This window comes from Streptomyces sp. NPDC050759 (assembly GCF_044456945.1).
Taxonomy (GTDB): domain Bacteria; phylum Actinomycetota; class Actinomycetes; order Streptomycetales; family Streptomycetaceae; genus Streptomyces.
On record NZ_JBITGI010000001.1, the window covers coordinates 69,687 to 82,441 of the forward strand.

15 protein-coding genes are annotated in these 12,755 nt (G+C 71.7%); 4 read left to right on the forward strand and 11 right to left on the reverse strand.

Annotation, left to right across the window (positions count from 1 at the left end):
• Nucleotides 1–95: 95 nt before the first annotated feature.
• The 8 genes from hisF to hisD are packed head-to-tail and all read right to left on the reverse strand — an operon-like array spanning nucleotide 96 to nucleotide 5,783.
• Nucleotides 96–851 (reverse strand): imidazole glycerol phosphate synthase subunit HisF, encoded by a 756-nt coding sequence (gene hisF / locus ACIBJB_RS00305; RefSeq protein WP_398924949.1) that lies wholly within the window; start codon nucleotides 849–851, stop codon nucleotides 96–98.
• A complete protein-coding gene (locus ACIBJB_RS00310) occupies nucleotides 848–1,243 on the reverse strand; it encodes a RidA family protein (protein ID WP_398924951.1) in 396 nt (131 codons plus the stop codon). The genes hisF and ACIBJB_RS00310 overlap by 4 nt, the downstream gene beginning before the upstream one ends.
• Nucleotides 1,240–1,965 carry a bifunctional 1-(5-phosphoribosyl)-5-((5-phosphoribosylamino)methylideneamino)imidazole-4-carboxamide isomerase/phosphoribosylanthranilate isomerase PriA gene (gene priA / locus ACIBJB_RS00315; protein ID WP_069763167.1) on the reverse strand — a complete coding sequence of 242 codons (726 nt, stop codon included), beginning with the start codon at nucleotides 1,963–1,965 and terminating at the stop codon, nucleotides 1,240–1,242. Before priA ends, ACIBJB_RS00310 begins: the two co-directional genes overlap by 4 nt.
• Complete coding sequence (gene hisH / locus ACIBJB_RS00320) at nucleotides 1,962–2,603, reverse strand: imidazole glycerol phosphate synthase subunit HisH (RefSeq protein WP_398924952.1); 642 nt, start codon at nucleotides 2,601–2,603, stop codon at nucleotides 1,962–1,964. The genes priA and hisH overlap by 4 nt, the downstream gene beginning before the upstream one ends.
• Nucleotides 2,600–2,764 (reverse strand): hypothetical protein, encoded by a 165-nt coding sequence (locus ACIBJB_RS00325; RefSeq protein WP_389112589.1) that lies wholly within the window; start codon nucleotides 2,762–2,764, stop codon nucleotides 2,600–2,602. Before ACIBJB_RS00325 ends, hisH begins: the two co-directional genes overlap by 4 nt.
• Nucleotides 2,765–2,767: 3 nt before the next feature.
• Nucleotides 2,768–3,361 carry an imidazoleglycerol-phosphate dehydratase HisB gene (gene hisB, locus ACIBJB_RS00330; RefSeq protein WP_356345762.1) on the reverse strand — a complete coding sequence of 198 codons (594 nt, stop codon included), beginning with the start codon at nucleotides 3,359–3,361 and terminating at the stop codon, nucleotides 2,768–2,770.
• Nucleotides 3,358–4,461, reverse strand: coding sequence for a histidinol-phosphate transaminase (locus tag ACIBJB_RS00335; RefSeq protein WP_398924955.1), 1,104 nt, complete (start codon nucleotides 4,459–4,461; stop codon nucleotides 3,358–3,360). The genes hisB and ACIBJB_RS00335 overlap by 4 nt, the downstream gene beginning before the upstream one ends.
• The gene (gene hisD, locus ACIBJB_RS00340) at nucleotides 4,458–5,783 is read right to left on the reverse strand and encodes a histidinol dehydrogenase (protein ID WP_398924957.1); all 1,326 of its coding nucleotides are present in this window, start codon (nucleotides 5,781–5,783) and stop codon (nucleotides 4,458–4,460) included. The genes ACIBJB_RS00335 and hisD overlap by 4 nt, the downstream gene beginning before the upstream one ends.
• Before the next feature lie 158 nt (nucleotides 5,784–5,941).
• On the opposite strand from hisD, the gene ACIBJB_RS00345 reads away from it, so the two are divergent.
• From ACIBJB_RS00345 to ybaK, 4 genes are all read left to right on the forward strand, one after another.
• Nucleotides 5,942–7,519, forward strand: a complete 1,578-nt coding sequence (locus ACIBJB_RS00345; RefSeq protein ID WP_398924959.1) for an oxidoreductase — start codon at nucleotides 5,942–5,944, stop codon at nucleotides 7,517–7,519.
• Between the two features lie 121 nt (nucleotides 7,520–7,640).
• Nucleotides 7,641–8,654, forward strand: a complete 1,014-nt coding sequence (locus ACIBJB_RS00350) for a hypothetical protein (RefSeq protein WP_398924961.1) — start codon at nucleotides 7,641–7,643, stop codon at nucleotides 8,652–8,654.
• 11 nt (nucleotides 8,655–8,665) lie between these two features.
• Nucleotides 8,666–9,406, forward strand: coding sequence for an LON peptidase substrate-binding domain-containing protein (locus ACIBJB_RS00355; protein WP_398924963.1), 741 nt, complete (start codon nucleotides 8,666–8,668; stop codon nucleotides 9,404–9,406).
• A gap of 16 nt (nucleotides 9,407–9,422) precedes the next feature.
• Nucleotides 9,423–9,926, forward strand: coding sequence for a Cys-tRNA(Pro) deacylase (gene ybaK / locus ACIBJB_RS00360; protein ID WP_398924965.1), 504 nt, complete (start codon nucleotides 9,423–9,425; stop codon nucleotides 9,924–9,926).
• A 154-nt stretch (nucleotides 9,927–10,080) separates the two neighbouring features.
• Here the strand turns inward: ybaK and ACIBJB_RS00365 are convergent, their stop codons facing one another.
• The 3 genes from ACIBJB_RS00365 to ACIBJB_RS00375 form a co-directional block, all read right to left on the reverse strand.
• The gene (locus ACIBJB_RS00365; protein ID WP_398924967.1) at nucleotides 10,081–10,758 is read right to left on the reverse strand and encodes an AAA family ATPase; all 678 of its coding nucleotides are present in this window, start codon (nucleotides 10,756–10,758) and stop codon (nucleotides 10,081–10,083) included.
• 34 nt (nucleotides 10,759–10,792) lie between these two features.
• Complete coding sequence (locus tag ACIBJB_RS00370; RefSeq protein WP_398924969.1) at nucleotides 10,793–11,617, reverse strand: ABC transporter permease; 825 nt, start codon at nucleotides 11,615–11,617, stop codon at nucleotides 10,793–10,795.
• A 73-nt stretch (nucleotides 11,618–11,690) separates the two neighbouring features.
• Nucleotides 11,691–12,665: an ABC transporter ATP-binding protein gene (locus ACIBJB_RS00375; protein ID WP_398926779.1), complete on the reverse strand. Its 975-nt coding sequence runs from the start codon at nucleotides 12,663–12,665 to the stop codon at nucleotides 11,691–11,693.
• Nucleotides 12,666–12,755 lie beyond the last annotated feature (90 nt).

Consider the following 12,755-nt stretch of genomic DNA (forward strand, 5'->3'; position numbering starts at 1 on the left):
CCCCGGGCCCCGATGGCGGCGGCCGCCCGGACAGGCGGGTCCGCCCAGGGGAAAGCCCCGGCCGTGTCGCCGACCGGGGCTCAGCCGCAGAGGCGTCAGCGCACCGGGTGCCCCGCCCCCCGTAGCCTCTCCTTCACCTCGCCGATCCGCAGCTCACCGAAGTGGAACACCGAGGCCGCCAGCACCGCGTCCGCGCCCGCCCCGATCGCCGGCGGGAAGTGGTCGAGTTTGCCCGCGCCGCCGGAGGCGATCAGCGGCACCGTCACGTGCTTGCGGACGGCCTCGATCATCTCCAGGTCGTAGCCGTCCTTGGTGCCGTCCGCGTCCATCGAGTTGAGCAGGATCTCGCCGGCGCCCAGCTCGGCCGCCCGGTGCGCCCACTCCACGGCGTCGATGCCGGTACCGCGACGACCGCCGTGGGTGGTGACCTCGAAGGTCCCCTCAGCGGTGCGTCGCGCGTCCACCGACAGCACCAGCACCTGCCGGCCGAACCGCTCGGCGATCTCCTTGATCAGCTCGGGGCGCTCGATGGCCGCGGTGTTCACCCCGACCTTGTCCGCCCCCGCCCGCAGCAGCTTGTCCACATCCTCTGCCGTGCGGACACCGCCGCCGACCGTGAGGGGGATGAACACCTGCTCGGCGGTGCGGCGCACCACGTCGTACGTCGTCTCACGGTTGCCCGACGAGGCGGTGATGTCCAGGAACGTCAGCTCGTCGGCGCCCTCGGCGTCGTACACCTTGGCCATCTCGACGGGGTCGCCCGCGTCCCGCAGGTTCTGGAAGTTGACGCCCTTGACGACCCGGCCGTTGTCCACGTCCAGGCAGGGGATGACTCGTACGGCCAACGTCATGAGGACACTCCTCGGAACGCCTCCACCTCGACCTCGACGACCAGACTCGGGTCCACGAAGCCGGAGACGATGATCATGGACGCGGCGGGCCGGACGGCGTCGAACAGCTCCTTGTGAGCCCGTCCGACCTCCTCCACGTCCCGGGCGTGGGTGATGTACATGCGCGTCCGCACGACGTCGTCGCGGCCGAGCCCCAGCTGACCCAGCGCCGCGAAGGCGACGTCGAAGGCGTTGACCGTCTGTTCGTACGGGTCGCCCGCGACGATCTCGCCGTCCACCACCGAGGTGCAGCCGGAGACCAGCACCAGGCCGTTCGGCAGTTCCACCGCGCGGGAGTACCCGAAGCTCTCCTCCCAGGGCCCACCGGTCGTGACACGTCGTACGTCGCTCACTTGGCCACCGCCTCCAAGGCCTCTTCCAGGGTGAACGCCTTCGCGTACAGGGCCTTCCCGACGATGGAGCCCTCGACACCGAGGGGCACCAGTTCGGCGATGGCCCGCAGGTCGTCCAGCGAGGACACGCCACCGGAGGCCACCACCGGGCGGTCGGTCGCCGCGCACACATTGCGCAGCAGCTCCAGATTCGGGCCCTGGAGCGTGCCGTCCTTGGCGATGTCGGTGACGACATACCGGGCGCAGCCCTCGGAGTCGAGCCGCTCCAGCGTCTCGTAGAGGTCGCCGCCGTCGCGGGTCCAGCCGCGGCCCTTCAGGGTCGTACCGCGAACGTCCAGACCCACCGCGATCCTGTCGCCGTGCTCGGCGATGACCTTGGCGACCCACTCCGGGCTCTCCAGGGCGGCCGTGCCGAGATTCACCCGGGTGCAGCCGGTGGCGAGGGCGGCCGCCAGCGAGGCGTCGTCCCGGATGCCACCGGACAGCTCCACCTTGATGTCCATCGCCTCGGTGACCTGCCGGACCAGCTCACGGTTGTCGCCGGTGCCGAACGCCGCGTCCAGGTCGACCAGGTGCAGCCACTCGGCGCCCGACCGCTGCCAGGACAGCGCGGCCTCCAGCGGGGAGCCGTACGAGGTCTCCGTGCCGGACTCGCCGTGGACGAGCCGGACGGCCTGGCCGTCCCGGACGTCGACGGCGGGAAGGAGTTCGAGCTTGCTCACAGTGTTCCGATCCAGTTGGTGAGGAGCTGGGCACCGGCGTCGCCGGACTTCTCGGGGTGGAACTGCGTGGCCCACAGCGCGCCGTTCTCCACGGCGGCCACGAAGGGCTTGCCGTGCGTCGACCAGGTGACCTTGGGAGCCGTCATCGCCGCGTTGTGCGTCTCCAGGGACCAGTCGTGGACGGCGTAGGAGTGCACGAAGTAGAAGCGGGCGTCGGCGTCCAGGCCTGCGAACAGCTGGGAGCCGGCCGCCGCCTCGACGGTGTTCCAGCCCATGTGGGGCACGATGTCGGCCTTCAGCGGCTCGACCGAGCCGGGCCACTCGTCGAGGCCCTCGGTCTGCACCCCGTGCTCGATGCCGCGCGCGAAGAGGATCTGCATGCCGACGCAGATGCCCATGACCGGGCGCCCGCCGGACAGCCGACGGTCGATGATCCAGTCGCCGCGGGCCTCGTGCAGGCCCTTCATGCACGCGGCGAAGGCACCGACGCCCGGCACCAGCAGACCGTCGGCGTTCATGGCCCTGTCGTAGTCACGCGTTATCTCGACGTCGGCTCCCGCGCGCGCGAGGGCGCGCTCGGCGGACCTCACGTTGCCGAAGCCGTAGTCGAAGACGACCACTCGCTTGGATGCGCTCAATTCCACACCTCCAGCCTCAGGACGCCGGAGACCAGACACATCGCGGCGCCGATGGAGAGCAGCACGATGAGGCTCTTCGGCATCTGCTGCTTGACGAAGGAGTAGATGCCGCCGGCCAGGAAGAGGCCGACGACGATCAGGAGGGTCGAGAGTCCGGTCATGGCTTACAGCGCGCCCTTCGTGGAGGGGAGGATGCCGGCCGCGCGCGGGTCGCGCTCGCTCGCGTACCTGAGGGCCCGGGCCAGCGCCTTGAACTGGCACTCCACGATGTGGTGGGCGTTGCGCCCGTAGGGCACGTGCACGTGCAGCGCGATCTGGGCCTGGGCGACGAAGGACTCCAGGATGTGCCGGGTCATCGTGGTGTCGTACGCGCCGATCATCGGCGCCATGTTCTCGGGCTCGGTGTGCACCAGGTAGGGGCGGCCGGAGAGGTCGACGGTGACCTGGGCGAGGGACTCGTCCAGCGGGACCGTGCAGTTGCCGAAGCGGTAGATGCCCACCTTGTCGCCGAGCGCCTGCTTGAAGGCGGCACCCAGCGCGAGGGCGGAGTCCTCGATGGTGTGGTGGGAGTCGATGTGCAGGTCGCCCTCGGTCTTCACGGTGAGGTCGAACAGACCGTGCCGGCCGAGCTGGTCGAGCATGTGGTCGTAGAAGCCGACGCCCGTCGACACGTCGACCTTCCCGGACCCGTCGAGATCGATCTCGACCAGGACCGAGGTCTCCTTGGTCACTCGTTCCACACGTCCTACGCGGCTCATGCGCTCTCCTTCTTCAACTCACGGACCGCGTCGAGGAACGCGTCGTTCTCTTCGGGGGTTCCGGCGGTGACCCGCAGCCAGCCCGGTACGCCGTTGTCGCGGACCAGGACGCCCCGGTCGAGGATCTGCTGCCACACCACATGGGCGTCGTCGAACCGCCCGAACTGTACGAAGTTGGCGTCCGAGGCGGTCACCTCGTAGCCGATCGCCAGCAGTTCGGAGACCAGCCGGTCCCGCTCCGACTTCAGCTGCTCGACGTACTTCAGCAGCGTGTCGGTGTGCTCCAGGGCGGCCAGCGCGGTCGCCTGGGTGACGGCCGACAGGTGGTACGGCAGCCGTACGAGCTGGACGGCGTCGACGACGGCCGGGTGCGCGGCGAGGTAGCCGAGGCGCAGGCCGGCCGCGCCGAAGGCCTTCGACATTGTCCGGGAGACGACGAGATTCGGCCGGCCTTCGATCAGCGGCAGCAGTGAGGCGCCGTGGCTGAACTCGATGTACGCCTCGTCCACCACGACCAGCGAGGGCTTGGCGGCCTGCGCGGCCTCGAACAGCGCGAGGACCGTCTCGGCCGGAACCGCGGTGCCGGTGGGGTTGTTGGGGGTGGTGACGAAGACGACGTCCGGCCGGTTCTCGGCGATCGCCTGCTCCGCCGCCGCCAGGTCGATGGTGAAGTCCTCGTTGCGCGGACCGGAGATCCAACCGGTGCCGGTGCCGCGCGCGATGAGGCCGTGCATCGAGTACGACGGCTCGAAGCCGATCGCCGTACGGCCCGGTCCGCCGAAGGTCTGCAGCAGCTGCTGGATGACCTCGTTGGAGCCGTTCGCGGCCCACACGTTGGCCAGGCCGACCTCGTGACCGGCCGTGTCCGACAGGTACTTGGCGAGTTGCGTGCGCAGCTCGACGGCGTCCCGGTCCGGGTACCGGTTGAGACTCCGGGCCGCCTCGCGCACTCGCTCGGTGATCCGCTCGACCAGCGGCTCGGGCAGCGGGTAGGGGTTCTCGTTGGTGTTCAGCCGTACGGGGACGTCCAACTGGGGCGCGCCGTAGGGGGACTTGCCGCGCAGCTCGTCCCGTACGGGAAGATCGTCGATGCCGGTCACTTGCTCTCGGGAACCTTCCAGTCGAACCGTGCCTTGATCGCCGCCCCGTGGGCCGGCAGGTCCTCCGCCTCCGCCAGCGTCACCACGTGGTGCGCCACGTCCGCGAGCGCGTCCTTCGTGTAGTCGACGATGTGGATGCCGCGCAGGAAGGACTGGACGGACAGGCCCGAGGAGTGGCAGGCGCAGCCGCCGGTGGGCAGGACGTGGTTGGACCCGGCGGCGTAGTCGCCGAGCGACACGGGGGCCCAGGGGCCGATGAAGATCGCGCCCGCGTTGCGCACCCGGTCGGCGACCGCGGCGGCGTCGGCCGTCTGGATCTCCAGGTGCTCGGCGCCGTACGCGTCGACGACCCTGAGTCCCTCGTCGATGCCGTCGACGAGGACGATCGCGGACTGCCTGCCCTTCAGGGCGGGCACGATCCGGTCCTCGATGTGCCTGGTGGCCGCGACCTGCGGCTCCAGCTCCTTCTCGACCGCGTCCGCGAGCTCGACGGAGTCGGTGACCAGGACGGCGGCGGCCAGCGGGTCGTGCTCGGCCTGGCTGATGAGGTCCGAGGCCACGTGCACCGGATCGGCGGAGGAGTCCGCCAGCACCGCGATCTCGGTCGGTCCGGCCTCGGCGTCGATGCCGATCTTGCCCGTGAAGTAGCGCTTGGCCGCGGCGACCCAGATGTTGCCGGGGCCGGTGACCATGTTGGCGGGCGGGCAGGACTCGGTGCCGTACGCGAACATCGCGACGGCGGTGGCGCCGCCCGCCGCGTACACCTCGTCGATCCCGAGCAGCGCGCAGGCGGCGAGGATCGTCGGGTGCGGCAGTCCGTCGAACTCCGACTGCGCCGGGGAGGCGAGCGCGATGGACTCCACGCCGGCCTCCTGCGCGGGCACCACGTTCATGATCACGGAGGACGGGTAGACCGACCGGCCACCGGGCGCGTACAGCCCGACCCGGTCGACCGGCACCCACTTCTCGGTGACGGAACCGCCGGGCACGACCTGGGTGGTGCGGTTCGTACGGCGCTGCTCGCGGTGGACGAGACGGGCGCGGCGGATGGACTCCTCCAGGGCCGCGCGCACGGCGGGGTCGAGCTCCTGCAACGCGCGCGCAAGGGCCTTCGCGGGCACCCGCACCTGGTCGAGCCTCACCCCGTCGAACTTCTCCGCGAAGTCGATCAGCGCCGCGTCGCCCCGATGATGCACGGCCTCGCAGATCGGACGCACCTTCTCCAGGGCGGCCGAGACGTCGAAGTCGGCTCGGGGCAGCAGGTCGCGCAGGGCGGGGCCCTCGGGGAGGGCGTCGCCGCGCAGATCGATTCGGGAGATCACGTTCCTAATTCTCTCAGACCCTCGTCAGGGCCCGTTCACGCATTCCAATGGCTGATACGCAACCTGGAAGATCGCCTTCACGTCTAGCGTTCAGGGGGTTACTCAGCGGGCATGAACGGCTGTACGAATCCACAAGTGACCGAGGGGCTGGAAGAACCGTGACCGAGGGGGCCGGGATCCGGGACGGAGACCTGCCGGACGATCTGACCGCCGCCGAGGCCGGGATGTGGCAGGCCTTCCGCAACGGCACCGTGTACGACCTGAGCAGCGGCGACACCGTCGTCGACGATCCGCACGGCGGGCACCCCTGGGGTCCTGAGCGGACGGTACGCGCGCGTATCGTGTGCTGGCTGCTCCTGGACGGTCCGCCCGCGCTCGCCGGCCGGGTCTCGTCCCTGAAGCTCACCGGCGTGCAGATCAGCGGCACCCTGGACCTCGCGGGCGGCACGGTCGTGCCGTACCTGGAGATGAAGGGCTGCCGCTTCGAGCGGGAGATCCTGCTGCCGGAGGCCCGCTTCACCACCGCGCGGTTCGTGGACTGCTCGGTGCCGCGCCTGGAGGCCGCCAGGGTGCACACGGAGGGCGATCTGCATCTGCCGCGCTGCCGTTTCCACAACGGCGTACGGCTGACCGACGCGCACATCGGCACGGATCTGCTGATGAACCAGGCGATCGTCTACCGCGACCGCAGCGGCCGTTCGATCGCTGCCGACGGCATGACCGTGGGCCAGGACCTGCAGGCCGAACTCCTGGAGTCGCACGGCGAGCTGAGCCTGCGCAGCGCCACCGTCGGCGTCTCGCTGAGCCTGCGGGGCGCCCGGCTGAACAACCCGTACACCCGGCTCGCGCTGAACGCCCCCCAGCTGACCGTCGAGCGCACGCTGTACCTGACCCCGGCGGGCGTCGGCGCCTCCATGCTGAGCGGGGCGACCCCCGCGCGCGGGACGCGGATCCAGCGCTTCGAGTGCCTGGGCGGCGTACGCCTTGACGACGGGCGGTTCGGGGACGCGGTCGACCTGGAGCGGGCCCGTTTCACCTTCACGGAGGAGCAGGAGCTGTCGCTGCGCCGGGTCCAGGCCCCGGAGCTGCGCTTCCTGGGTGAGAGACCGCAGCGCGGCAAGGTGGTCCTCTCGGGAGCGCGGGTCGGCAACCTCGTGGACCGGGCGAGCGCCTGGCCGGGGCCGGGCAACCTCCACATGGGCGGCTTCGTCTACGAGAACCTCGTACCGCACGGCCCGTTCCCGCTGGCCGAGCGGCTGGAGTGGGTGGCGGCCGCAACCGCGGAGTACAACCCGGAGCCGTACGAGCGGCTCGCGGCCGTGCTGCGGGCCGGCGGCGAGGACGAGGACGCGCGCGAGGTGCTGCTCGCCAAGCAACGCCGGCGTCGCGAGAGCCTGCCGCTGGCCGCCAAGCTGTGGGGGTACGTGCAGGACTGGACGGTCGCCTACGGGTACCGGCCGGGCCGGGCCGCCGTATGGATGGCTGTGCTGTGGGCGGCGGGTTCCGTGGCGTTCGCACACGCGAGCCATCCGCCGCTCAAGGGCGGCGACCATCCGGTCTGGAATCCCGCCCTCTTCGCCCTCGACCTCCTGCTCCCGGTGATCGACCTGGGACAGGTCGGTTTCTGGCAGCTGCGGGGCGGCTGGCAATGGCTGGCGGCCGCGATGGTCCTCCTCGGCTGGATCCTGGCGACCACCGTGGCGGCGGGGGCCACGAGGCTGTTGCGGCGGAATTAGGGAGGTCCGTGGTGGGGAAGGTGAACGACGGTCACGTCTTTACCGCGCCTTGACCGTCCGTCGTACAACTTTCCACGAGTTGCACGTGCGCACTGGCGCAACCCTGAGCCGCGGACTTTCAATGGTCGACACCATGGCTCTGCTGCCCCCCTTCATTCGCGCGTCACGGATCCCCCCATACCACCTCACCGGCGGACTGCCCGCCGACGACGAGGTGCTGCTCGACGCGCCCGACGACCGGCTCGGTCCCGCGCTGGTCGAGGCCGGGCAGGGCGGATACGGGCGCGCGGCCGAGCTGCTCGCCGCGACCCGCGTGAGCGCCGCCTGGGAGCTGCGCGACCGGTACGTCCGGCGGCTCTCCGCCTTCGCCCGCTCGCGCCCCGAGTGGTACGACGCCTGGCGTGCCGAGGCCCCGTACGACCCGGACCAGCTGCTCCTTGCCGCCCAGCTCGCGGTGGACCGCGTCTGGGACTCACCGGCCCGGGCGGAGCTGCTGCGCGAGGTGAGCCCGCTGATCACGGCCGCGGCGCGCGGCGACGACCGTGACCCGGTGCCGTGGCGTATCGCGCTGGACCACGCGCGCGGCTCGCAGGCGGGACACACCTACTTCGGGGAGTTGTGGGAGGCGGCCCTCCGGCGCGCCCCGCTCCACTACGGCTGCCATGTCGCCGCTCTGCGCTATCTGGCGACCTCCTGGCGCGGCTCGTACCGCGAGTGTTTCGACTTCGCCGACCGGGCCGCGCAGGACGCCCCGCCCGGCTCTCTCATCCAGGCGCTGCCCGCGCGGGCGGCCCTCGCCTGTCTGACCGAGGGCGGTGGCACCGTGGTGCCGCGCGAGCGGCTGGACGCGGCGGCGGACGGGGCGATCGAGCTGTCCGCCACGTTCGCGGCGGCCGACCTCTGGCCGGCCGAGGTCCGCAACAAGCTGGTGTACGTCCTGGTGTGCCTCGGCCGCTGGACGGACGCGCTGGAGCAGCTGCGCATGATCGGCCCGTACGCGACCTCGTTCCCGTGGGGCCGGGAGTCCGAGGACCCGCTGGGCCGCTTCCTGGAGGTCCGCGAGGAGGTCCGGCGGCACGCCCTGATCCATCCACGGAGTGAGCACGGGGGACGTGTCCGCTCCGGAGGCCATTAGGCTTTGGCGCCGTGACCACCGTGCGGCTCCCGCTCTTCCCCCTGAACTCGGTACTGTTCCCGGGGCTCGTGCTTCCTCTCAACGTCTTCGAGGAGCGCTATCGCGCCATGATGCGCGAACTGATGAAGACGCCCGAGGAGGAACCGCGCCGCTTCGCCGTCGTGGCGATCCGCGACGGCCACGAGGTGGCGCCCGTCGCACCCGGCCTGCCGGACCAGACGGCCGTGCCAGAGCGCGGCCCCGCGGCCGGCTTCGGCGACGACCCGGTCAAGGCGTTCCACGCGGTGGGCTGCGTGGCGGACGCGGCGACGGTACGGGAGCGGGCGGACGGCACGTTCGAGGTCCTGGCGACGGGCACGACCCGGGTCCGCCTGCTGTCCGTCGACGCGTCGGGCCCGTATCTGACGGCCGAACTGGAGGAGCTGCCGGAGGAGGCGGGCGAGGAGTCCGGTCCCTTGGCGGAAGGCGTCCTCCGGTCGTTCCTCCAGTACCAGAAGCGCCTGGCGGGAGCCAGGGAACGCACCCTGTCGTCCGGCACGGACCTCCCGGACGAACCGTCCGTGGTGTCGTACCTGGTGGCGGCGGCGATGATGCTGGACACCCCCACGAAGCAGCGCCTGCTCCAGGCCCCCGACACCGCGTCCCGTCTCCGGGACGAACTGAAACTCCTGCGCGCCGAGACGGCGATCATCCGTAATCTTCCGTCGTTGCCGGCGTCGGAACTGACGCTCGGCCCGACGAGTCTGAACTGAGGCCGGGAACCGCCAGATGCCGAAGAAGCAGAAGAAGCAACAGCAGCCGGGAGGCACCCCCGCGACGGTGGCCCTGACCGCGGCGGGCGTGCCCTTCACCGTGCACGCCTACGACCACGACCCCTCCCACCCCTCCTACGGCGAGGAGGCGGCCGAGGCGATGGGCGTCTCCCCCGACCGCGTCTTCAAGACGCTGGTGGCGGACGTGGACGGGGCCCTCACGGTGGCGGTGGTCCCGGTGGCGGGCTCACTGGACCTGAAGGCCCTGGCGACGGCGGCGGGCGGCAAACGGGCGGCGATGGCGGACCCGGCCCTCGCCGAACGCACCACGGGCTACGTCCGCGGCGGCATCTCTCCCCTGGGCCAGCGCAAGAGGCTTCCCACGGTCCTCGACGCCTCTGCCTCCACCCACGACACGATCTGCGTCTCGGCCGGCCGCCGGGGCCTCGAGGTGGAACTGGCGCCGACCGACCTGGCCCACCTCACGAAAGCCGTCCTGGCGCCCATCGCCCGCGCGTGACCCCTCGACGGACCCCCTTTCCTCGGTTAAGCAGAAGGGGCATGTCGAAGAAAACGCGGAAACGCAAATGGCGCATGAAGAAGGGCCGCTCGAACCACGGCAGGCGGCCGGCGTAGGGCCGCGACGGGGTCGAAGGGGTCGAAGGGGATTTCCCCTACTGCGCAGGCGCTCCGTACCCGTCCTTGGGGACCGGCTCCCCATATATGGGCTCAGGATCCCGGGGTCCGAACAACGCCGTCAGTCCCAGATGCACGACAAGGCCGGCCAGCGACCAGGCCAGCAGCGCCCCCTTCGCCCCCAGCTTCAGCGGTGCGGAGAACGTGACGCCCTTGCCCACGGCCTTCGCATGGGCGAGCACATCCGAGGTCGGGCCGAGCCACATCCCCACCCGCCACGCGAGAAAGGACCCCAGCAGCCCTCCGACGGCCAGCCCCACCACCAACGGCACCCCGCCCCGCCGCCGCCAGAGGAACACCGCGAGCGCGCTCACGAAGCCGAAGGCCAGCGCCAGCAGGGTGAACGTTCCGTCCACCCCCACTGCCTGCTCCCCCTCGCTGTCCTTGAGATAGACGACCCAGCTGCCCTGTTCGTCCACGTCCCCGACCAGCGGCACATGCGGGGCCAGCCACCACCACAGCACCCCGAGCAGCGCTCCGACGACCGCCACGGCGACCGTGACGACCACGGCCTCCAGCAGCTCGGTCTTCATGCCGGGCCCGTCCTGTCCGTACCGGGCTTCGGCGGGAGCCGGGTACCGGGCAGCGGGGGCCTGCCACGGATTGTGCGAGGACGGTTCGTGGGGCGGCGGAGGAGGAGTCAACGGTGCGGTCACCCTGACATCGTGCCAGGCCCGCCTGTGCGGCGCGTCACCGGACGGCCGCCCGGCGATAGGCCCAGGTGGCGACGGCCAGGGAGACCACGCCCACGCACCCGCACACGGCGAGGTCACCGAGCACGAAGGCCCAGTCGGGATGCGGCCCGAAGGTACGTGCGAACGCCTCGACGCCGTAGGTCGAAGGCAACAGGTCCCGCGTGAACCGCACCGCCTCGGGCATCCGTTCCGCGGGCAGCACCCCGAGCAGCAGCGCGGCGGACATGCCGAGCTGTCCCAGCAAGGTGGCCAGTTCCGGCCGGGGCGCGAGCAGTCCGAGCGCGGCGCCCAGCCCCGCCAGGGCCGCACCGGCCAGCGGAATCACCGCCACGAGCACCCACAGATGGGCCAGCGGAAGCCCGAACAGCACGCACCCGAACACGGCGGTCACCACGGTTCCGGGCACGGTGAAGGAGGCGTACGCCCCCGCGGCGCCGAGCACCACGGCGGCCGGCGGCACCGGCAGGGTGGCGTAGTGATCGAGCCCGCCGCTCGCCCGCAGCTGCCCGAAGTACTGCGCGAGCAGGTTGAGCGCGACAAAGGCGACGACCAGCACGGACGCCCCGGCGACCACGGACCGGGCCTCGCCCCCGCCGTCCACGACCCCGCGCATCAGGACCATGATGCCGATCGACTGGAAGGTCGCCACGAACAGCAGCGGGATGCGTGCGACCCGCGCGCGGGACAGCTGCGCCCGGTAGACGGCCGCGAGCGACGGCCACAGCCGCGCGCGCGGCCCGAGTTCGGCGGCCGCGGCCCGGCCCGTCTCCTCGACGGCCATCGCGCCGCCCGGCAGAACCTCGGCGGGTACGACACTCACGTGGCTCTGCTCCTCTTCGCTCCGGCGGTCGCCCCGTGACGTACGGATACCGCCCTCCGCGTACTCAACGTGCTCACGCCTTCACCAGCCCCTGCCGCGCGGCCCCGCCCAGCGCGAGGTACACGTCCTCCAGGCTGGGTGTGGCGAGCGTGAAGTCGTCCAGCGCGGCGAACGCGGCCCCGCCGGTGACGGTGGCCACGACCGCGCGGGCCTCGTCGGGGGCGAGCCGCAGCGTCCAGCGGCGCCCGGAGGCCACGGCACGGTCCTGGAGCGCGGCGACCTCGGGCACGTGCAGCGGGGCCGCCTCGCGCCACACGAGGTCGACGCGGACCTCGCCCGCGACCTGTTCCTTGAGGCCGGTGGGCGTGTCGCAGGCGATCACCCGGCCCTGGTCGAGGACGGCGACCCGGTCCAGGACCGTCTCCGCCTCGATGACGTTGTGGGTGACGAGCAGCACGGTCGTGCCGCGCTCGGCCCGCCGCCGGTCCACGGCGGACCACACCGCGCGCCGCGCCACGGGGTCCATCGCGGTGGTCGGCTCGTCGAGCACGAGCAGCGGCCGCTCTCCCACGAGCGCCGACGCGAAGCACGCGAGCCGCCGCTGCCCGCCGGACAGTCGCCGCAGCGGCCGCCCGGCGATCGGGGTGAGCCCCAGCTCCTCGAGTACGGCGTCCCGCTCGGCCCGCGCCTTCCTGGCCTCCAGGCCGCGCAGCCGCCCGGTGGTCTCGGCGGCGAGCGAGACGGTCAGTTCGTCGAGGGCGGTGGACTCCTGGCCGAGGTAGGCGAGGATCCGCGAGGCCCGGTCCGGGTGGCGCACGATGTCGTGCCCGAGGATCTCGACGCTGCCGCGGTCGGGCCGCATCAGCCCGGTCAGCTGCCGTACGAGCGTGGTCTTCCCGGCGCCGTTCGGCCCGAGCAGCCCGAAGATCTCACCCCGCCGGATGTCCAGCCCCACGTCGTCGGTGGCCCGCACCTCGGGTGTCCCCGGTGCCCCGCGCCGCCCGCGCACCGCGGGATAGGTCTTGGTCAGCCCGCGCACCGCACACACGACATCACCACCGTGCCGAAGTGCCTGTGCCGCGCGCGTACTCACAAGGAACGAGACTACGGGGTCGGGGCGCCCTGTTCCCCTTTGGGG

Excerpts from the sequence above, each read along its gene's own strand:
- hisF (WP_398924949.1), bottom strand. The coding sequence starts at position 851 with ATGACGTTGGCCGTACGAGTCATCCCCTGCCTGGACGTGGACAACGGC.
- ACIBJB_RS00325 (WP_389112589.1), bottom strand. The coding sequence starts at position 2,764 with ATGACCGGACTCTCGACCCTCCTGATCGTCGTCGGCCTCTTCCTGGCC.
- hisB (WP_356345762.1), bottom strand. The coding sequence starts at position 3,361 with ATGAGCCGCGTAGGACGTGTGGAACGAGTGACCAAGGAGACCTCGGTC.
- ACIBJB_RS00350 (WP_398924961.1), top strand. The coding sequence starts at position 7,641 with ATGGTCGACACCATGGCTCTGCTGCCCCCCTTCATTCGCGCGTCACGG.
- ybaK (WP_398924965.1), top strand. The coding sequence starts at position 9,423 with ATGCCGAAGAAGCAGAAGAAGCAACAGCAGCCGGGAGGCACCCCCGCG.